A 21,517-nucleotide genomic window follows, 5' to 3' on the forward strand; every position below is an offset into this window, starting at 1 on the left:
AAATATATAGTATAAGGCCTTGGAACTGCCTCAGTTGTGGTTGAATAATTTTGAGTGGCAGTATACCAAGGCTAAAATAATTTATATAGGAAGTGTACTATGACAAGGGAAATTATACTAGCAGGTTTTAGAGGAGTATTTTCTTATATTATTTTATTGGTCTTAGGAAGAATAATTGGGAGAAAACTAATATCAAAAATAACCTTTTATGATTTTATAGTTGGGGTTACAATTGGTTCTATTGGAGCAAGAATAGCATTAGGAGCACATGAATCACCAGTTTTGGCTGCAACCTCAGCAATTGTAATAACCATATTGGTGGTTATTACAGATTATTTAGATATTAAGAGTATTAATTTTAGAAAGATAGTAGATGGTGAACCAATCATACTAATAAGTAACGGTAAGTTGCTGGATCATAATTTTAAATCGGCAAGAATTACTGTAAATAAACTAATGATGCTCCTTAGGGAAAAGGATATATTTAATATAGAGGATGTAGAGATTGCAGCTATAGAAAGCGATGGAGAATTAACCATATTGCCCAAATTAGATAAACAGCCTGTAACAACTGGAGATTTAAATGTTAAAACAAACTATAGTGGTCTAATGACAGACATAATTATTGATGGTAAGATATTGTATGATAATTTGAAAAGAACTAAACATGATGAACAATGGGTTAAAGATCAGCTTAAGCTTCATAAAATTCATAACGTGGAGGAGGTATTTTACGCTGGACTAAATGCTTCTGAAGTTTTGTATATTTCAAAAAAACACAAAGGAGCTTACTTCAATAGATGAGTAAATTCTTGATAAATGTATAAAAAATATATCAAAACAAAGACTAGTATATAAATAAAATTTTTTAGGAGGAAAACATGAAGATTGAAGCTTTTTTTAAAGGGATAAAAAATGCAAATGAAGTTGTGCAAAAATTAAAAAATCAAGGCATTAATGCTTATGTGGATATAAATGATCATTTTCAGCTAAAGAGGAATACAGAAGGCAGCAATGGTGAGCTTTTATCTAGCCCAACTAACTCCGATTTAGTTCTTAACGCAGGTGCACCAGATGGGGAAAGGGATAAATCACCTATGCTGGCAGCTAGCCCAATGGTAAGCGGTATGGGAGGTTTTGAAGAAATAGCAGATGTAAATTATAAAATTATAATAGATACGGATTCTAAAAACAAAGAAAAAATTGAGGGGGAAATAAAAGCTCTTGGTGGCTCAATGAGAAGCCCAAATTTCAATGTTGCAAAACATGTGGAGGACATAAATCTTTCAAAGGCAGATCCGGATTTTATAAAGACAATTGAATAAGTAGTATTTATAAAATGATATTACAAAAAGGTAAAGCCAAAAGGCATAATTCGATATTATAAGTATATGCCTTTTTTGTATAATATTTAGTGTTAAATATTAATTTTTAGTGAAGGTTAATTTTCAACTTTTATAAATTTAATCTTATTTTATAAATTTAGTCTTAAAATTTCCTCAAAACTATCAATTACATAATCATATTTTTCAACCTGTCCAAAGCCATATCTTGCATATACAAATGGAATTTTAGCAACCTTTGCCGATTCAGCATCTGTTATAGTATCACCTACATAAACAGGATTTTTTAAGTTATTTCTTTTAATGATGAGTTTGTTGTTTTCGCCTTTTGATAATCCAGTTACACCAGAACACTCAATATCAGAAAAATATTTATTTAATTTATGAGCCTTAAAAAAGCACTGTATATATCCATCATGGCAGTTACTTACTATAAATAGCTTGTAATTTTGATATAACTTTTCGAGTGTTTCTTCTAGCTTTGGATATAATTTCCCACCATGTTCACCAAGATAAATTTGCTCTGTTTCGCAACATTTTTCCATGAGTTCCATCTGCATAGCCTCTGGCAAATCTGGGAATAGCTTTTTACCTATATCAGCTATTTGAAGTCCCATACATCCTTCCATGTCCTTAGGAGTTATCACCCTTTTTATATCAGGATAATTTGATAGAACTTCCTTCCAAGTTCCACAAATTCCTTCAATTGAATCCCAAAGTGTACCATCTAGATCAAAAATTATACTATCAACTCTCATAAACTAATCCTTTCTTAAATTATAGTAAAACCAGCTAAGCTGCAAACTATATATGAACCATGCTCCATTGAAGGTTGACGTTTTAGAACATAAATAGTTGAAGCTTTACAGTAGTTTTACTATATTATACTTTTTTCAAATTCATTTAAAAGTTTATTTTTTAAATCCTCGCTGCAAAAGGCTGATAAAAAGCCATTTCGCATAACTTGAAGAATTTGGGCTTCTGTAAATCCTAATATATTTACAAGATTCATATATTCATCAACAAGATTCAAATTTGAAACGGTCCTATTGTCTGTATTTAAAGTTACTCTTAATCCATCTTCAAAATAAGTTTTAATTGGATGCTCTTTATAGGAGCCTACAGCTTTTGTATCTAAGTTACTTTTAGGACACATCTCCAGAGGAACGTGATTTTTTATAAGATAATGTAAAGTGCTTTTATCTTTGTAGGCAAATATGCCGTGACCTATCCTGGAGGCGTGAAGTATATTTATGGATTTCATTATGTTTTTACAAATTCCAGTTTCGCCAGCATGTATGGTTATATTAATGTCAGCCTCGTATGCTAGGTCAAAGGCAGCTTTATGGAGTTCTGGTGGAAAATCACTTTCGTTTCCTGCTAGATCTACTGCGACAACGCCGCTATCAGTATACTTTCGAGCCAGGTTAATTACAGCAATAGATTTTGAAACTGGTTCATGTCTCATAGCGCATAAAATAAGACCAGAATATATATTAAGCTTACTTTCAGCATCTTTCATGGCAGAGAGAACAGCCTCAACAACTTCTTCTACCTTTAGCCCTTCAGCCGTATGAAAATAGGGAGCAAATCTTAATTCAATATATCTTATCCCATCTTTTTTTGCATCTTCTAATAGTTCAAAGGTTACTCTATAAAGATCCTCTTTTTTTTGCATGACTTTAATAGGAAAATCAAATTTATTTAGATATTCCTTTAAAGAACCGCAATTTCCGCTTATTTTAAAATTATCTTCAATGTTACTTGAATTTGAAACAGGTAAAGGAAGATTATTTTTTCTCAAAAGCTCGATTATAGTGCTAGGCCTTAAACTTCCATCAATATGACAGTGAAGCTCAGTTTTTGGAATGTTTTTTATTTTTTCTCTCAAATCCAAAATAATTACCCCCTTTGTAATATAGTCAATGAATTTTTGTATACATGTGTTTAATTTATAATATATAAAGAATGCGAAGTAAATTAGTTCACAGTTTACAATGATTTTCTTCCATTTCACTACAGAAAATCAAAAACTTATTGCTGATGCCATTTTGGTATAAGGCTTTAATATAATGGCCAGCACAAGTTTACACCTAAAATTCCGTAGGAACGGAGGAATTTTTTCCTTGTACCTACGGTGGGAGCGAAGTAACAATGCTGAAGGAACGATTTAAAAAAACTCTAATAAATCTTGGCTCAAAAATCGTAAAATACTTAGACATTTCAATTTGTTTGAGCAATAGCGAGTTATTGAAATATCTTAGAATTTTATGATTCTTGAGTCTTAGATTTATAGAATTTTTTTAACGCAACGAAGCATTGTTACTTCGCATCATTTTTATAGTGACCTTCTTCAAATATATTTTTAATGTATTTTAGATCATTGGTTTTCCCAAGAGCAAGCATAAGCTTTATTCTAGCTTTTTGACCGGATAAAGTATCTCCAAAGATAACTCCCATATTTTTGAGCTCTTTTCCACCACCGTGATATCCATAGGTGTCCAATGCTCTTCCTTCAAAGCATCTTGATACTAAAATAACAGCAACATCCTTTGAAAGTGCTCTTTTAATGCCATCTACCATGAGAGGAGGAATATTGCCTCTCCCCATTGCCTCAATAACAATTCCTTTCGCACCTCTATTTACGCTAAAATCTATGAAACTTGAGTCCATTCCTGAGGCACATTTTATAAGATCAACCCTAGATTCTATTTTATTGGTATCAATGTATTGTCTTTCTACGCGGTTTCTATAGAAAAAAATTTCATTGTTATCAACAATACCTATAGGACCAAAGCCTGGAGTTCTAAAAGCATCTAAACTCATTGAATTTGCCTTTACAACTTCATTTGCACAGTTTAGTTCACTGTTTAGACAAACAAGAACACCAAAGTTTTTTGCCTCCTCAGATACTGCTGTGCATATAGAAGCAGATAGATTAGAAGGACCATCATAACCAAGCTCTGAGCTTGATTTCATTGAGCCCGTTACTACTATTGGCTTTTCTGAATTTATGGTTAAATCAAGAAGGTATGCAGTTTCTTCTAAAGAATCTGTTCCATGAGTTACTACTACTCCGGAAATGTCATTTCTCTTGAGTAAATCCTTTACGTATAGGGATAAACTTAGCATATCTTCTGGTGTCATATGGGGACTTGGAACATTTGAAAAATTATAGGATTCGATATTGGCATATTCTTCTATTCCAGTAACCATTGACATTATTTCCTCTCCTGATAGACTTGGTACTGCTGCGTGTATTTTGGGATCTATCTTCATAGAAATTGTTCCACCATTAAAAACGACTGCTGCTTTTTTCATTATAAATCCTCCCATATTATCAGAGTAGAGTTTTTAATATAAAGTAGTTTCATTATATTATTTTAGCACAATAAAAACAATGTTTGACTAAATAATTTATATATTATATAATTTGAGTAATTGAATATCTAAATCATGTAACTGGCGGAAAAATGGAATTTACCATAGGGAGCATGATTTGTAATTATATCGACCGCCTGGGTAAACAGTAATATCATATGTTTGCCCAGCTTTTTTTGCGTTAAATTATATATTTTTAGGAGGAATTGTTATGGAAAACTCTGAAATTATTCTTAAGTATGGTTGTAACCCACATCAAAAACCAGCAAAAATTTACGTTAGTAATGGAAAGTTACCTTTTGAAGTTTTAAATGGTAGACCGGGATATATTAATTTTATGGATGCTTTAAATTCTTGGCAGCTTGTTAAAGAATTAAAGAAAGCAACAGGTATTGCAGCAGCAGCTTCCTTTAAGCATGTAAGTCCAGCAGGAGCAGCAGTTGGAGTTCCTTTAAGTGATGCTCTTAAAAAAGCATATGATGTTTGCGATATAGATTTATCACCAGTAGCAGCAGCCTATGCAAGAGCCAGAGGAGCAGATAGAATGTCTTCTTATGGAGATTTTGTAGCTATAAGTGATACAGTAGATGTCGGGACTGCAAAAATTTTAAAGAGATCTGTTTCAGACGGAATAATTGCACCAGGATATGAAGCTGAAGCCTTAGAAATATTAAAGAGTAAAAAGAAAGGCAATTACTGCATAATTAAAATAGATAATGACTATGAACCAGATGATATAGAAAAAAGAGAAATATACGGAATAACTTTTGAGCAAAAGAAAAATAAAGCTGAAATAACTGATGAACTTCTTAAAGATATAGTTACTAACAATAAGAATTTACCCGAAGAAGCAAAACGTGATCTTTTAATTTCTATGATTACGTTAAAATATACTCAATCAAATTCAGTTTGCTTTGCTATCGATGGTCAGGCAATTGGAGTTGGTGCAGGACAGCAGTCAAGAGTTCATTGTACAAGACTTGCAGCATCAAAAGCGGATATATGGTACTTAAGACAGCACCCAGCAGTTTTAAATTTGAAGTTTAAAGCTGGAGTTTCAAGACCAGAAAAAGATAATTTTATTGATCAATATTTAAGAGATGATACAACAGAGGCAGAAACAGTAAATTGGGGAGATGTACTTGAAATTGTTCCAGAGAGACTTTCTAAAGAAGAAAAATTAAAGTGGCTTTCAGGTCTTAAAGGAGTATCTTTAGGTTCTGATGCATTTTTCCCTTTTAGAGATAATATAGATAGGGCTTATAAAAGTGGAGTAAAATATATTGTACAACCTGGAGGCTCTATAAGAGATGATGTTGTAATAGATGCCTGCAATGAGTATGATATGGTGATGGCATTTTCTAAACTAAGATTATTCCATCATTAAAATTTAGTTTAATATATAAATATTGAAGTTTGCAAAGCTGTCACACTAATAATTATGTTTGAATAATTTTTTAGTGTGACAACTTTTTTTGTTATATGTAATGCACATATTATGTAACACACATACTAAAAACTACATAATATGTTGGTGTAGGAACTATTAAAAATTAAATTGATAAAGGGAGTTGCTTAAGATGTATGATGAATGTAACTTTTTAGATGAATTACCTAGATTTATAGGGCAAACAGTAACTATTTACACTACTAGTGGTGGAGAATCAGGATTTGGCTTTACTGGCGTGCTTGTTGCTATAAATAATAGTTTTGTAAGACTTATAACTCAAATAGGACCTGCACCAGGCTGTGCACTTGGAAGCTGCTGTGGAGGAGGCTATGGTTATAAAGGCGGTAGAAACTATTACGGTGGTGAATATGGTAAAGGTGAGTATGGTAAAGGCGAATATGGCAACGGCTATGGAAGATGCGGAAATTATGGAAGAATTGATTGTAACTTTAATTCTCTTGGTTCAATAGTAGATATACCTTTAAATAGAATAGCATCATTTGTTCACAATGCTATTGGATCTGGGATATAAATGATAAGAGGGTGAGGAAATGTCAGATGACTTTAGTATTGTAAATGATATAGAGCGTCATTTAGGGCAAACAGTTACAATATACACTGCAAGTGGTGGGCAATCAGGACTTGGTTTTACTGGAGTGCTTGTAAAAGTTAGTGGAAATTTTGTAAGACTTATAACTCAAATAGGGCCTGCACCAGGCTGTGCCCTTGGAAGCTGCTGCAATCCTTATATAGATAATGTTTATGGTGATTCTGAAAAAGACGATTGCTATGAAGATGGTGGCAAGAAGAAGAAAAGAAAAGGCTTCGAAGGTAAGGAAATTAAGGAAGTAAAGGAAAGCAAAGAATGTAATGAAGATGTAGCAAATATAGCAATGAATTATGGCGAAGAAGGTAAAGGGGAAGTAGGTCAAGTTGCTTCCTGCTGTCCTAATACTCTTGGCTCAATTGTTGATTTGCCAATAGATAGAATAGTTGCATTCGTTCATAATGCAGTTGGCAGTGACTGGTAACATTTATATACTATAATTTAGAAATCTGATTGCTAGTACTATTTATTAATGTACTGGCAATTTTTTAGTTTTATAAATTTAATTAAAATGTATATGCCACATTTATTTTTTAATTTATAATATATTTAATCAAATTTTTCCATGAATGTGAATACTATATATTAGGGTACAGAATTGTATCTTATTTTCAAAAGAAGGAGAAGGTAATATATGGAGTACACTGGTGGAGCAAATATTGAGACAAACGCATGTAATTCAAGTGTTATAAAATCAAAAACACTAGAGCTTGCAGAAAATTGGCCTATACGTCCAGGAACGTTTAAGGTTCCTGTAGTTCTTGCAGAATTTGTTATTCAAATTGATGTTGAATCTAAAATAAAATTAGATGAACCTGCTTATGAAATTAAGAGGATAGAAAAAGAAATATTTTTAACTCAAGCTAGATATATTGGAGGAACTGACAAGGTATTTATAAGTGGGTATATTAGAAAAAATATAGAATACGCATCTAAAAAAGGTACTTCTGCTTCAGGAATATGTGGTGTAATAAAAGATGCTACTGTTCATGTTCCTTTTCAGGTTGCTACTAGAGTAAACTTTAATGGAAAGTTTCCAAGAGTATTCCCAAATAAGCAGCCTGATGTAGCAAGGTACTATGATAAAAAGAGAATTGGTAAGAATATAAGAGAAGCTGATAGAGCAAGTTATGAAAGATTTAATGAACCAGTATATCCAGAACTCGAATGGTCTGAAGTATATGATGCGGATATAGATGAAAAAGGAAGACCTATAGGATGCTTCCCAAATGAAGAGGAGTTTGATGAATTTATTGATAAATCTGTAGTATATCTTGGTGTTAAATTACTTCAAAAACAGCAGATATACAATGGTCGTATATATGATGGAGGAGATCAGCTAGATGGTGGCAGATATGATGGAAAAAGTGGATACGGCCCAATAGATGGAAACAAATTCGATGGAAAAAGTGGATATGGTCCAATAGGCGGAAGCGGATGTGACGGAAAGGGCCAAACAGGCGGAAATGGATATGGCCAAATAGGTGGAAAAGGCTATGGTCAAGCAGGCGGAAAAGGCTACGGCGGAAGCTGTGGATATGGTCAAACGGGTGGAAATGGATACGGAAATAAACAGAATTCTGAAGATGGAAGCTTCTATCCAAGCCAAAATTGGGGAGGAACCATCTGGGATATAAAAAGAAAAAAATAGAATGAATTTTTAAAAGTCAATAGAGCGTTGAGCTCTATTGATTTTATGTATTAACGTTAAAATTAATCAATACTTTGAGGGTATTATATGAATAATCATAGAAGACGGAAGAATCATAAGCATAAACATAGAAGACTGCGGGATAAAGAAAATAGACAAGTAGAAGTAGATGTAGAAAATAAGTCTGAGTTAATGAAGTCTACGTTTGTAACTGACAACGATAAGCAAGAGACCATAGCTGTTAGACTTCCTGTAGTTATAGCTGAAACCACAATTAACATAAACTTAGAAAATACTATTAATTTTACGAGAGATGTAATAAGTATAATAGATATTAGAAGAAAGGCTATTATAAAAAGATGCAAGTTAATTTCACAGATTAATAGACTTTTTTTAGATGGTGTTGTAGTTAAAAGCATAGAATATAGTGAAGAAACTAAACACAATAGTTCAAGGTTAGAAGGGAAGGCAAAAAATTTAACAATAAAAATTCCGTTTGAGTGTGCAGTAGGGATTGAATACATTCATGCCCCAATAACTTGTGAGGAGTTTTATGAGGGTGATAAAATTATTAGGATGTCAGAAAATGAAAAAAGCTTTGTAGATAGGCAGCAAGAAATCGACGATATTTATTGCGAATTGGTGAGCACAGAATTTAAAGAACTTAATGTAAAAGATAAAATAAAATTAATTAATGAAGCAAAAAAGATGAGTACCTTTAAGCAAATTAAACAAAGTATGAGTATGGATATAAAAGTAAGATTACTTCAAAAACAAATAATTTTTATAAAAGAAGGCTGAAAAATATTAAATTATCAATTAATCATCCATTTCAAAAACAATATATAAAAAAACGGATTGTTTTGTTAAAAAATTAGATGACAAGAATTACGCGTTGAGTTATTATATTATTATAGACAAAACTTAGGATAAAAATATGTTAGGAAATGGATAGAGATATGAAGAAATTAGCATTTAAATTAGACAAGAAATCGGATAAAGAAATAATTAAGTTAGCATGGCCATCTATATTAGAGCAAATGCTTGAAATGATGGTTGGTATGGTGTCTACAATATTTATGGGCAGAATAGGAACGGAAGCTGTGGCAGCAGTTGGTATGGATAACATGCTAGTTAGTTTTTTACAAACTGTTTTTTCTGGGCTTTCAATAGGAACTACGGTTGTAATAGCAAGGCTTATTGGAGAGGGAAATAAAGCTGAGGCTAAAAGAGCACTTATTCAATCTATGTACATGGCTGTATTTGTTGGAGTGATTTTGACAATTGTAGGAAGAACCTTTTCAGTACAAATCCTTAAAATTTTCTTTAGTGGTTCGGATATAAAAGTTTTTAATGTAGGATTAAGTTATTTTCACATAATTGTATTTAACCTTCCTTTTTTCGTTCTTGATATAATTGTTTCAGGAGCTATGAGAGGAGCTGGAGATACAAAGACGCCTATGGTGATAACGGGTATAGTTAATGTAATTAATATATTTTTAAATTATGCATTAACGTTTGGAATTGGTTTTGTGGGAGTACATGGACTTGGAGTAAAAGGTTCTGCTATGGCGGTAACTATATCTAGAATAATAGCTGTAACTATTAGAGTACTTGCCTTGTACAATTATAAGGGCTTAAAGCTTAAACTTACGCTTAAAGAAAATTATAGATTAAAGCTTAGCCTTATGAAAAGAATAGCGAATATAGGGGTGCCTGGCTTTATTGAGCAAGCTGTACTTCAAGGCGGATTTTTAGCTCTTGAAATTATTGTTGTAAGCATGGGAACAACGGCAATGGCGGCTTTTCAGGTTGGTATGAATATAAACTCACTTGCCTTCTTCCCTATATTTGGATTTGCAATAGCTAATATGACACTTGTTGGACAAAGCCTCGGTGAAAGAGATTATAAAAAAGCAGAACATTATGCTTATGAAAGTCTTAAAATAGCTATAGTAATTGGATTTGCTATAGGAGTTCTTATGCTTATATTTTCTAGGCAGCTTGCTATGCTTTATTCAAAAGATCCTCTTGTAATAAATGAATCACTTATACTAATAAGAACCTTTGCAGTACTTGAGCCTTTGATGGCCATATTAAATTTATGTTCGGCAACGCTTAAATCAGCAGGGGATATAATGTATGTTATGATAACATCTTTTGTTGGACTGTGGGTTTGCAGAATTTTTGCATCATTTATACTTAATAAGTGGTTTGCTATAGGTTTAGCAGCAGTAGCAGTTGGAATATTTTTTGATTTTAGTTCACGATCTATTATGTATTTAAAAAGAATGAACAAAGGCAAGTGGAAGTACTTGAAGGTATAGTATTTCAGAACATTAAATAAAAGCAATAAATCTAAGAGGAGTATTCTCAAAATTCTAAGAAGTTTCAATAACTCGCGTAGCTCAGACAGATTGAAACATCTAAGACTTTTAAGAATACTCCTCTAAGGTTTATAAGCTTTTATTTAAACTGTTCTGAAACACCATACCTTCAAGTAAGAGGTTTAAAGGAACATTTTCCTCCGTGCCTACGGAAAATGGAGTGGGAATGTAAGGTAAGTACAGTTATAAACTTTGAAACATTAAATAGAAGTAATAAATTTAAGAGGAGTATTCTCAAAATTCTAAGAAGTTTCAATAACTCACGTAGCTCAGACAGATTGAAACATCTAAGACTTTTAATAATTACCCTCTAATATTTATAAAATTTTATTTAAATTATTTCTTCAATACTATACCTTCAAGTAAGAGGTTTAAAGGAACATTTTCTCTCATTTATTAAGTATATATTTCAATTTAAGTGATGAATTAATTATAGTGCAGTTTTTAATTAGGTTAATTATGAATATTATGAGTTTTAATGGATAAAAATATATACAGCTAAAGATGAAATTCTGTATAAGAAGGAAATTGAAATGATACGACTAAGTAAACATCAGTTATTTGCTTTAATGTTTATATTTGAGGTGGGAAGCACTACTCTTTTTGCTCTGGGTATTGAAGCAAAGCAAGATGCCTGGATTGTAATTTTGCTTGCTCTATTGATTGGGATAATACTTGTATGGATTTATACAGAACTTCAAAATGCATTTCCAGACAAAAATTATGTTGACATAGCTATTGCTATACTTGGAAATAAGCTAGGAATTCCATATGTGCTGCTTACCACATTGGGATATTTTTGGCATTGCGCTCGTAATCTTCGGGAATTTGGTGAACTTATAATTATAACTACACTTCCGGAGGCTAAGCTATGGTTTATAAATTCTATATTTGTATTAGTAAGCTTGTATGCTTTAATAAAGGGAATTGAAGTGCTGGCTCGTGCAAGTGAAGTTGTTATTCCTATAATAATAGTATTTATAATAGGCTTATACATACTGGTTTATTTGTCTGGAGATATTGAAATTTCAAATTTAACACCGGTTTTAGGTGGTGGTATTGGACCTATAATAAAAACGCTTCCGGAGGTATCAGTATTTCCTTTTGGAGAAATGTTTGTTTTTCTTATGTACTGGAATTATGCAGGTGAAAAACGCATTGTGAGAAAAACAGCCATTAAAACTGTTATATTATCTGGTATACTGCTTTGTTTTACTGTATTAATGGACATTTCTGTATTAGGAGCTAAATACACCTCATTAGCGACTATTCCTTTGCTAGAAACTGTAAGAGTTGTTAATATAGGAAACATAATAACTAATATAGATTCCATAGCTATAATTATTATATTTTTAGGTGGGTTCTTTAAAATGTCTATATATTTGAACGCTGTTGCATTAGCTTTTAGTTCATTATTTAAAGTTAGTAATTACAAGCTAGTGCTTGTTGTTATAACTGCTATTTTATTATGGTTTTCACTTGCCTTTGAGTCTAGTTATGCATTTCACAAGTGGCTGTTTCCTTTTGATACACAGTATTTTGGAATAGTTTATACCAATATTACACCTTTATTATTGCTAATGATTTACAAAATAAAGAAGAAAAGAATTAATTTTTAACTATTAAAGGTGATGGAGAATATATGCGCATTGTAGAATTTTTAAAAAAGTCATTAGAAGGAAGAGGAGTTTATCCAATTTTCATGACCATATTTTCTTGGAGCTATGCTGCAGTTTTATTTGTAGCACTTATATGTGAGTTTTTTCTCTATATTTTTAAGGTTAAATATAGAAATCCAGAGTTTAAAAATAGCGAAAAAAAGCATAAAAAAGGTAGTGAGAAGGATGCTTGATTATTTATATAAAAAACTTAAATTTATGCAGCTTAAAAGTTCGAAGGTAAAAAATGAAACAGAAGAAAAAGAGAATTCTCAGCCAAAACTTTCTAAAAAACTTGAGGAAAACCTGGGTGTACTAAAGCAAGTTTTAGGCTCAAGCAGTGATATAATTTATCGAGAATTTTCCTTTGGCTCTAGATTGCAAATAAAAGCTGCGGTTATATTTTTAGAGGGAATGACAGAAAAGACTACTATAAATGAAACTGTAATTAAACCATTTATGAATGGAAGCAGATTGAATAATTTAGAGGATAAGTTGGAAGCAGGAAATTTGGATGTAGTAAAGGATGGGATAATTTCTGTTGGAGAAATAAAAAAGGTTAAGTATATAAGTGAGCTTATAGATGGCTGTTTATCTGGTGATATTATATTTATTATGGAGGGGGCTAGTGAAGCATTAGTTATTCAGTCTAGGGGGTGGAAGACTCGAGGGATAGAAGAACCTAAGACTGAAGCTGTAGTAAGGGGGCCTAGAGAAGGTTTTAGTGAAACTATGGCTATAAACATGACAATGCTGCGCCGCAAGATAAAAAATCCAAATTTGATCTTTGAAACTATGCAGATTGGTGTGCAAACGAGAACTAGTGTGTGCATTGTGTATTTAAAAGGCATTGTTAACCCTAAACTCATAAAAGAAATAAAGAAAAGACTAAGTAGAATTAATACAGATGCTATTTTGGAATCAGGTTATATTGAGCAGTTTATAGAAGATGCACCTTATTCAATTTTTCCTACTGTAGGAAACTCAGAAAAACCTGATATAACAGCTGCAAAAATACTGGAGGGCAGAGTAGCAATTTTGGTTGATGGAACTCCATTTGTTCTTACGGTACCAATGCTTTTTATTGAAGGCTTTCAAAGTGCAGAGGATTACTATTCGAGGACGTTTTTTTCTAGTTTCTTAAGGCTTTTAAGGCTTTTTGCATTTTTTATAAGTGTACTATTGCCGGCTACTTATGTTGTGCTGTCTACTTTTCATCAGGAATTAATACCGACTACTTTGCTATTTACCATGGCATCAGGGCGTGAAGGCGTTCCTTTCCCGGCGGTTCTTGAAGCGGGACTTATGATAATAACCTTTGAAATTTTAAGGGAGGCAGGAGTTAGACTTCCACGTCCGGTAGGTCAGGCAGTTAGCATTGTAGGGGCACTTGTAATAGGAGAGGCAGCTGTGTCTGCAGGTTTAGTAGGAGGGATCATGGTAATTATTGTAGCGTTAACAGCTGTTTCTAGTTTTGTAGTTCCTGTGTATACAGATGTGGGAGCTATTTTGAGAGTTTTTTTTCTTATTTTAGGTGGAGGTCTTGGTATATTTGGAGTTGGAATAGGAGGGCTGTTTATATTAGTACACATAGTTTCCCTAAGATCCTTCGGGACACCATATTTATCACCTTTAGCGCCAATGAGCAAGGAAGATTTAAAGGATAGTATTATAAGATTACATCTATGGAATATGTTTACAAGACCTAGAACCATAGGGTGGAATAACTTAAAAAGGCAAAGTGAAGGCTCAAAGCCTCAAGTACCAACAGAAAATAAAAATCAAGAATAGGGGAATAACCATATCCTTATATATGCATGAGGTGAATCCAATGAAAAAATACATGAGTTTGGTAATGAAAATAGTTATATGTATTTTAATGGCTTTAAATTTAACTGCTTGTAGGAGTGCTCGTGAGTTAAATAAGATAGCTATTGTAATGGGCGTTGGAGTTGACAAGGGAAAACAGCCTGATGAGGTAGAAACAACTGTGCAGATAGCTAAGGTAGCAGGAAGTAAAGGTATGTCAAAAAGCGGAGGAAGTCCTGGGGGTGGCGTTGATTATCTAAATTTAAAAGAAACTGGGCAAAGTATTTCGGAAGCAGTAAAAGCTTTTAATCGCAAACTGAATCGTCAATTATTTTTTTCTCATAATCAAATTGTTGTATTTGGAGACGGTGCAGCAGCAAATGGCATTGAAAGATATATGGATTTTTTTTTAAGGCATAGAGAGACTCGTCTTTTAGTATGGATTTTAGTTGCTAAAGGACCAGCTAGTGAAATATTAAATATGGAACCAGCTATTGAAAGTACTCCAGCAATAAGTATAGGAGAATTGGTTAAAAACGAACAAAACGTTTCACAAATACCAGCTGTAACTTTAAAGGATTTTGCAGCTAGACTCATGAGCAAAACTACAGCACCAGTTGCTCCTATGGTTCAAAGATCAAAGAAAGATGATAAAGGACTATTATATCTTTCAGAAACAGCAGTATTTAAAAAGGATAAAATGATTGGAACTCTTAATAAGCAGGAAACTAGAGGACTTTTGTGGGGAATTGATAAAGTAAGAAATGGTGTTGTTGTTGTGAGTATGGAGAATGGTAGGGAAAATGTTAATGTATTAACAACTCATGCTAATAGTAAAATAAAGGCTAAAATAAAAGCTGGTATTCCTTACATCACAATAGAAATAAAACAAGAAGGCGATTTACAGGAGCAAACCTCCTCAAAGGATTTATCTGATCCTAAAGCCTTTGCAAGTATTGAGAGACTGGAAGCGGAGGTCATAAGAAAAGAGGTTTTAGCTGCACTAAGAAAATCACAAGAACTAAATGCAGATATATTTGGATTTGGAGATATTATATATAAACATTATCCTAATGAGTGGAATAAGCTGGAGGGGGAATGGAATAAAGTATTTAAAAATATTCATGTTGATGTAAGTGTAGATGCTAGATTAAGAAGAACAGGTAGAATTACAAAACCAATTATGTCAAAGGAACAATAAAGGGGAAGTAAAATGATATTTTTATTGATAATTACCTTTATAGCCATAATATTCCTCGAAGTTCCAGAACTGATCAAAAACAAATGCTGGCGTGAACTTATAGTATTTTTTATATTTTTAATAGCAGCATTTATAATAAGTTTAATGTATATTATGAATTTGCCAATACCTAATCCTATGAAGGCAGTGGAGTACATTATAAAGGATGTATTGCATTTAAATTATAAATAAAATTAACTCACAGATGCAGAGGAGTTTAATTATGAAAATTGAGAAGGGTATTATATCAAGTACACAATTAATGCTTTTAATTATTGGGTTAATAGAATCTGAGACACTTACATCGGCATTTATAAGCGGAGTAACCAAGCAAAGTACCTGGATAGTTTTGATAATTGGATTTGCTATAATATTAGTTTTATTATATGGTTACATTTCACTAAGTGATAAATTTCCTAAAAAAAACTTAATAGAAATTAATGATTTAGTATATGGCCGGTATTTTGGAAAGGTAGTTTCTATACTATATGTTTTTTATTTTTGGTTTATAGTTTCTACAAATTTTAGGCTTATAGCAGATTTTTTTTCTACATATCTTTTTACTGAAATAGATAATAAAGTATTTATAATAGTTATGGCAGCATTAGTAATGTATACGGTAAAAAGAGGGCTGGAGGTTATTGTAAGAAGTGGGTCCATTATAATTATATTGGCTATAATAATAAATATAATTGTAATCATATTGGTGATAAAAGATATTGACCTATCAAATCTGTTACCTATATTTAAAATAAATTTAAAACAATTAGTTCAAGGTGTCAATCTTATGATAAGTATTCCATTTGGAGAGATAATAGTGTTTTTGATGATTTTCCCATATGTTAATACTAGAAGTCAAGTTAAAAAGTCTGCGTTTTCTGGACTCATTATAGGAAGCATAATTTTTTTGATTGTAATTTTAAGAAATATAGCTGTACTTGGTAATCTCTATACTGTTCAGGTGCTGCCAATTTATCAAGTAGCAAAGCTTATAAATATAGGTCAGGTTATTACAAGGATGGAGATATTAATAGCAGTAATATATCTATTTAATGTATTTTTAAAGCTTTGTATTTTTTTATATGCAGCAGTGCTATCCATGGCACAGTTACTTAACTTAAAATCATATAAACCTTTAGTTATTCCTATGGGGATAATAAATATTGTATTGGCAATTATTATGTTTAGTTCAGATACAGATGAAGTATATCAAGCCATTAATATATATTCTGTATATGCAATTCTTTATGTTATTATACTTCCTGTTATTTCGATTGTTATAGCTTCTATTAAAAAGAAAAACTAACTGATTAGGTTTTGTTATTATTCTTTTTTTGTAGAAAGAATTTTTTTATATTAACTATTATTAGTGCTGTAATTGGTATTGCTATAAGTAGTGGTAAATGTATATACTTGGCAGTATAATCGAAGCCGATCTTTATGTGCTGTGGATAATTTGAGGCAATCAGCTTGGAAAGAATAAGAACAATTATACTAATTGGAATTGATAAGTACTTAACATTATTCAGTTTTATTAGCGATGCAGTTCCAAGCATTGCGGCATATATAAGAAAACTTATCTTAAAGAAACCTCCAAATAACAATACAATTATTATTAATATGTCTAGCCTATCAAAGGCAGTACCAACATGTATTAATCTAAAGGTTTCTAAGAGTGGAAATAATGAAGTTGAGGCAAATTTTAAACCAAGTGTGGATATAAATATTATGCAATTAGTTGAATGAATTAATCCTTCAAAAATTGTTGCCATAATTACAGATTTTCTAACTTTTTTTGGTTCAGTTACGGATGAATACAACATGGTTAAAGGGAGAACTTCTCCAAATGGGAAAGTTAGAAGAATCCAGCCTTTTGCAATTATAAAGGGTAAACCGCTATGAAGTATAGGTTTTAGATTGTTAATATTAAAGGTGTAAGGTGTTGTTATTAAAAAGAAAAAAGTTAAAATAAAGAAAAATAGAAATATAAATAAGAAAGGAACAACTGTTCTGCATAAAGTTTCAATACCAATAAAGGTAGCATAACAAATGATTGCAATTAGAACTCCAGCAACTAATGTTAAAGGAAGTGCTGGGATGGAGGAAATTAGCATGAGTTCCGAAAAATCACGCAGCACTCTTGAAGCATCATAAATAAAAAATAAAATATATATTATGCTGAGGAAATAACCTATATATTTGCCAAAGATTTTAGGCATATAGGTAACTATATTATCATTTGGATAGTTATACCACAGACTGGTATATATAATTTGCATAATAACAGCAGGTATAGTATAAATAAGTATTGCTATCCATGCATCTTGTTTTGTATCTGCGGCTAAATAAAAAAGTATAGCAGTACCATTTTCAAATACCATAATACTTGCAATTAGCTCTAGAGCACTTATTTTTGTTTTCAAGGCAGCATTCCTCCATTAGTATTGCGAAACCAATGCGAAACTTAAACTATTTATATACGCAAATATCAATCTTCAAGGAATTATGGTGCATATATAGTTTGTAGCTAAGCTGGCTTCACTATATATAGTTATTTTACTGGTTTAGAGATAACTCCTGGTCTATTTACATTTGAAGTTACATTTACATCAATTTTAATGTTGGGAAAAATCGATGACCAATTTTTTTTGTTTTTATTCCAGAAGTCTGGATATTTTTGTTCTATAGTGTTTCCGAAATTAAATATATCTAATTTGTATTTTTTTTGTGCAGTATTTAAGGCAGCAAGTATTTCGTTTTTTATAGCATTGGACAGTGAAGCGTTTAATTCGTACATAATTTTATGATTTTTCATTGGATTTAGAGGAGCAGACATTTCAACTACATTTCCTTCTGATTTTATATCAATTTGTATTGATATGGAATTACCTTTTAATATAGGTGTTATCTTACTTTTAGATTGCAGCTGGAAAAAGCTGATTAATTTATTAGGGGAGAAATAACCTAATATTATTCCACCTTGAACCCTTCCCCTAACCCATTGTACGCCGCGGGTTTCGGTATCGTTCATAAATCCAATGAGTTTATCTCCCTTAAATACTGCAGTCCCAGATACATCAAAGGTATTATCAGTACCATATTTATTTTTTAGAGCAATGGTTCCAAGAATTGGAGCACTAGTTTTGTTTGATAAACTGTTTGCAAATTCAAGGCCAGAAACCATTGGAGAATAGCCTTTTACATTTTGAAACTTATGAATATTTTCAATTTCATTGCTTGGAATTCTTTCATTAGAAGTTGATGCTTTAACAATATCAGCTGCCATACCTTTTGTTACAAGCAGTAAGGTGTCTGGTCTAGTTGTTCTTATCCTAAGTAATGAATCTATAAACAGTGATAAACCAGAACTTGCCAAATTTTCTCCTAAAACTATATATCTACTATGACCAAAGAATAAAGGTTTACCATAGCTTTCTCCTAGATTGTTTGCAGCGGAATAAGGAGTATCTCCTAAGGCGCTAAAAACAACTACATCAGAAGAAGTTTCATTGGTATTGTTTTTAGAAGTAGCTGCCGTATCACCCTGCGTGTTTAAAATTTGAGCAGTGAATATGTATTTACCATCTGAACTTAAATCAAAGCCTGAGTTAAGAACAACACCAAGCTCATTTAGTTCCTGTTTTGACTTTCGGCAGCCAGAAAGGGTGAATATAAATGTGATTAATATAAAAATTGAAATAAACCTTTTCATAAGTTTCACTTACTTCCTATAAAATGTTTGATTTCATATGTTAATAATGTAATAATTGGGATGGCAATAGTTAAAGGTAAATGAACATAAGTTAAAGTTAGTGTTTGACCAATATATATATGCTGAGGGTAATTTCTAGCTATTAAAAGTGAAGTTATAGTGATGATTATGCAAAATATCAATGAAATATATTTTGTATCTTTTAATTTCAGCAGCTGCGTTGTGCCTAATACCGCACCATATGTAAAGAAACCTATCTTTATAAAGCCTACTATTATCATAATAAGTATTATAAAAATATCTAATCTATCTAAAACTGTGCCTATGTGCATGGTACGCAGAGTTTGTAAAAGTGGAAATAATGAGGTTGAGGCAAAGCTTACCCCAAGTACAGCTATAAACATAATAGTATTTAAGGACAAAAGAATTCCTTCTAATATTATGGCAAGTACTGCAGATTTTCTTACTTTTGCTTTTTCCTTAACTATAGGAAAGAACATTGTAAAGAGTACACTTTCACCAAATGGAAAACTTATTAACTTCCAACTGTTTTTTATAATAGGTATGAGTCCGTTTTCTAGGAATGGTTTTAAATTATAAAACTTTAATTCATTTGGCGTGACATAGAGAAATATCCATTCTGCTGCAAAGAAAAAAATCCATAGGTAGAAGCAAATATGAACTATGCGAGAAAGTGTTTCTATACCACTAAAAAGGGCATATGCAATTGTAATCATTAGCGCTGCAGAGGTTATGTATGGACGTATTCTTTGCATTGATGATATAGCTATTAATTCAGAGAAATCACGCAGTACTCTAGAAGCTTCATATGCAAAAAAGGTGATATATAATATACTTAAGGTGCAGCCAATTACTTTTCCAAAGATTTTTGGCATATAGGTAACTAAAGTGTCATTTGGATACTTGTTCCATAAGCTTGTATATATAAGTTGTAATATTACTGCTGGAATTATATAAATTAGTATAGCTAGCCAAGCATCTTGCTTTGCTTCTGGATTAATGTAAAAAAGTACAGCACTGCCATAGGGCACTAATGTAATTGCAGCAAATAGTTGACTAGCAGATATTTTTGTATTCATAATGTGCTTCTCCTTAAATAATTAATATTTATTACCTTATTGGTTTTGAAATAATACCTGGTCTCTTTATAGATGAATCAACATTTACCTCAATTTTAAGTTCCGGAAATATTTTTTCCCAATTACCTTTAATTGTATTCCAAAACTTTGGATTATCTCTGTGAATTTTACCTCCAAAATCAAATATATCGGCTTTAAGCTTTTTTTGAGCTGTGTTTAATGTAAGATCAATTTCACTTTTTATTGCTTTATTTTGAAGTTCACTTAATTTTTTTAACTTTTCTGGATTTTTCATGGGATCAATATCTTCAGTCATTTCTATTATATTTGATTTTTCTTTTACGTTTACTTGCATTGTTACATTGTTATTTTTTACTATTGGCTTAATTGTAGTTTTGGATTCTAATATATCAAAGGATATAATTCCATTTTCTTTAGTTTGAACTACTAAGTTTCCAGCTTTAACTCTACTGTTTAACCACTGCATTCCTCTAGTTTCTTTTTTATCTAAATAACCTATAAGTTTATCTTTTTTAAATACAGCTGTCCCAGATACCTTAAAGGTATTGTCAGCATTTATATTTTTTTCAAGGTTGATCATTCCAGCTATTGGCGCAGCGGTTTTACTCTCTAGGGCAGTTGCAAAATCAAGTCTTGAAGTTAAGGGGACATATCCTTTATCAATTTGGAACCTTAGTATATTGTCAATTACATTGGCAGGTATTTTTTCATCGGTAGTTACTGCTTTTACTATATCTAAGGCGTTTCCCTTTGTTACCAATAGGGGACGATTAGGCCTAGTGTCAGGACTTCTTAAAGCAGAATCAAGAACAAGTGAAATTCCATTTTCGGCTAAGCGGCTTCCTACAACTATATATGCAGTATGACCTAAAAATAAATTCTTGCCAAGGCTTGTGGACATATGGTTCATAGCATCATAGGGTGAATTACCTTCGCTTGAAAACACCACTACACTGGAAGGAGCTTTTTTAGATCTGTAGTTTTGTTTTTGGGTATTTAATATTTGTGCTGTAAAAAGATACTTACCTTCAGGTGTTAAATCAAAGCCTATTGCTAAAAGTATGGAAAGATTATTAATTTCCTGTTTTGTTTTACTACAGCCAGTAATTGAAGGCACAAGAATAATTATCATAATAATTGCAGTGAATTTTTTCATGC

The 21,517-nt window shown here is 31.9% G+C and carries 21 protein-coding genes and 1 riboswitch; of the genes, 14 read left to right on the forward strand and 7 right to left on the reverse strand.

What is annotated here, in order from left to right:
• The first annotated feature begins 99 nt into the window (after positions 1-99).
• On the forward strand, positions 100-804 hold the full coding sequence (locus tag ACJDT4_RS19775; protein ID WP_406789325.1) for a DUF421 domain-containing protein: 705 nt from the start codon (positions 100-102) through the stop codon (positions 802-804).
• Positions 805-881: 77 nt separating this feature from the next.
• Positions 882-1,325, forward strand: coding sequence for a hypothetical protein (locus ACJDT4_RS19780; protein ID WP_406789326.1), 444 nt, complete (start codon positions 882-884; stop codon positions 1,323-1,325).
• 149 nt (positions 1,326-1,474) lie between these two features.
• On the opposite strand, the gene ACJDT4_RS19785 is transcribed toward ACJDT4_RS19780, so the two are convergent.
• From ACJDT4_RS19785 to ACJDT4_RS19795, 3 genes are all read right to left on the reverse strand, one after another.
• Positions 1,475-2,101 (reverse strand): HAD family hydrolase, encoded by a 627-nt coding sequence (locus ACJDT4_RS19785; protein ID WP_406789327.1) that lies wholly within the window; start codon positions 2,099-2,101, stop codon positions 1,475-1,477.
• A gap of 119 nt (positions 2,102-2,220) precedes the next feature.
• Positions 2,221-3,240: an adenosine deaminase gene (gene add / locus ACJDT4_RS19790; RefSeq protein ID WP_406789328.1), complete on the reverse strand. Its 1,020-nt coding sequence runs from the start codon at positions 3,238-3,240 to the stop codon at positions 2,221-2,223.
• 425 nt (positions 3,241-3,665) lie between these two features.
• Positions 3,666-4,664 (reverse strand): asparaginase, encoded by a 999-nt coding sequence (locus ACJDT4_RS19795; protein WP_406789329.1) that lies wholly within the window; start codon positions 4,662-4,664, stop codon positions 3,666-3,668.
• A gap of 127 nt (positions 4,665-4,791) precedes the next feature.
• Positions 4,792-4,874, forward strand: a riboswitch (ZMP/ZTP riboswitch).
• 61 nt (positions 4,875-4,935) lie between these two features.
• On the opposite strand from ACJDT4_RS19795, the gene ACJDT4_RS19800 reads away from it, so the two are divergent.
• The 12 genes from ACJDT4_RS19800 (at position 4,936) to ACJDT4_RS19855 (ending at position 16,832) form a co-directional block, all read left to right on the forward strand.
• Positions 4,936-6,111, forward strand: coding sequence for a phosphoribosylaminoimidazolecarboxamide formyltransferase (locus ACJDT4_RS19800; protein WP_406789330.1), 1,176 nt, complete (start codon positions 4,936-4,938; stop codon positions 6,109-6,111).
• A 193-nt stretch (positions 6,112-6,304) separates the two neighbouring features.
• On the forward strand, positions 6,305-6,706 hold the full coding sequence (locus ACJDT4_RS19805) for a hypothetical protein (protein ID WP_406789331.1): 402 nt from the start codon (positions 6,305-6,307) through the stop codon (positions 6,704-6,706).
• Between the two features lie 19 nt (positions 6,707-6,725).
• Complete coding sequence (locus ACJDT4_RS19810; protein ID WP_406789332.1) at positions 6,726-7,205, forward strand: hypothetical protein; 480 nt, start codon at positions 6,726-6,728, stop codon at positions 7,203-7,205.
• A gap of 210 nt (positions 7,206-7,415) precedes the next feature.
• Positions 7,416-8,432, forward strand: coding sequence for a CsxC family protein (locus ACJDT4_RS19815; RefSeq protein ID WP_406789333.1), 1,017 nt, complete (start codon positions 7,416-7,418; stop codon positions 8,430-8,432).
• A gap of 87 nt (positions 8,433-8,519) precedes the next feature.
• Entirely contained in the window at positions 8,520-9,233 is a 714-nt protein-coding gene (locus ACJDT4_RS19820; protein WP_406789334.1) for a DUF7852 domain-containing protein, read from the forward strand.
• Positions 9,234-9,391: 158 nt separating this feature from the next.
• On the forward strand, positions 9,392-10,759 hold the full coding sequence (locus ACJDT4_RS19825) for an MATE family efflux transporter (protein WP_406789335.1): 1,368 nt from the start codon (positions 9,392-9,394) through the stop codon (positions 10,757-10,759).
• A gap of 593 nt (positions 10,760-11,352) precedes the next feature.
• Positions 11,353-12,438 carry a GerAB/ArcD/ProY family transporter gene (locus ACJDT4_RS19830; RefSeq protein ID WP_406789336.1) on the forward strand — a complete coding sequence of 362 codons (1,086 nt, stop codon included), beginning with the start codon at positions 11,353-11,355 and terminating at the stop codon, positions 12,436-12,438.
• A gap of 23 nt (positions 12,439-12,461) precedes the next feature.
• Positions 12,462-12,671, forward strand: coding sequence for a hypothetical protein (locus ACJDT4_RS19835; protein WP_406789337.1), 210 nt, complete (start codon positions 12,462-12,464; stop codon positions 12,669-12,671).
• A complete protein-coding gene (locus ACJDT4_RS19840) occupies positions 12,664-14,268 on the forward strand; it encodes a spore germination protein (RefSeq protein ID WP_406789338.1) in 1,605 nt (534 codons plus the stop codon). Before ACJDT4_RS19835 ends, ACJDT4_RS19840 begins: the two co-directional genes overlap by 8 nt.
• A gap of 40 nt (positions 14,269-14,308) precedes the next feature.
• Entirely contained in the window at positions 14,309-15,487 is a 1,179-nt protein-coding gene (locus ACJDT4_RS19845) for a Ger(x)C family spore germination protein (protein WP_406789339.1), read from the forward strand.
• Positions 15,488-15,499: 12 nt separating this feature from the next.
• Positions 15,500-15,718 (forward strand): hypothetical protein, encoded by a 219-nt coding sequence (locus tag ACJDT4_RS19850; protein ID WP_406789340.1) that lies wholly within the window; start codon positions 15,500-15,502, stop codon positions 15,716-15,718.
• A 31-nt stretch (positions 15,719-15,749) separates the two neighbouring features.
• On the forward strand, positions 15,750-16,832 hold the full coding sequence (locus ACJDT4_RS19855) for a GerAB/ArcD/ProY family transporter (RefSeq protein WP_406789341.1): 1,083 nt from the start codon (positions 15,750-15,752) through the stop codon (positions 16,830-16,832).
• 4 nt (positions 16,833-16,836) lie between these two features.
• Here the strand turns inward: ACJDT4_RS19855 and ACJDT4_RS19860 are convergent, their stop codons facing one another.
• The 4 genes from ACJDT4_RS19860 to ACJDT4_RS19875 form a co-directional block, all read right to left on the reverse strand.
• On the reverse strand, positions 16,837-17,949 hold the full coding sequence (locus ACJDT4_RS19860; protein ID WP_406789342.1) for a GerAB/ArcD/ProY family transporter: 1,113 nt from the start codon (positions 17,947-17,949) through the stop codon (positions 16,837-16,839).
• Between the two features lie 128 nt (positions 17,950-18,077).
• On the reverse strand, positions 18,078-19,238 hold the full coding sequence (locus ACJDT4_RS19865; RefSeq protein WP_406789343.1) for a Ger(x)C family spore germination protein: 1,161 nt from the start codon (positions 19,236-19,238) through the stop codon (positions 18,078-18,080).
• 5 nt (positions 19,239-19,243) lie between these two features.
• Positions 19,244-20,338 (reverse strand): GerAB/ArcD/ProY family transporter, encoded by a 1,095-nt coding sequence (locus tag ACJDT4_RS19870; RefSeq protein ID WP_406789344.1) that lies wholly within the window; start codon positions 20,336-20,338, stop codon positions 19,244-19,246.
• Between the two features lie 31 nt (positions 20,339-20,369).
• Positions 20,370-21,515, reverse strand: a complete 1,146-nt coding sequence (locus ACJDT4_RS19875; protein ID WP_406789345.1) for a Ger(x)C family spore germination protein — start codon at positions 21,513-21,515, stop codon at positions 20,370-20,372.
• Between the last annotated feature and the right edge of the window lie 2 nt (positions 21,516-21,517).

This window comes from Clostridium neuense, from assembly GCF_045310695.1.
In the GTDB taxonomy this organism is placed as follows: Bacteria; Bacillota; Clostridia; order Clostridiales; family Clostridiaceae; genus Clostridium_S; species Clostridium_S neuense.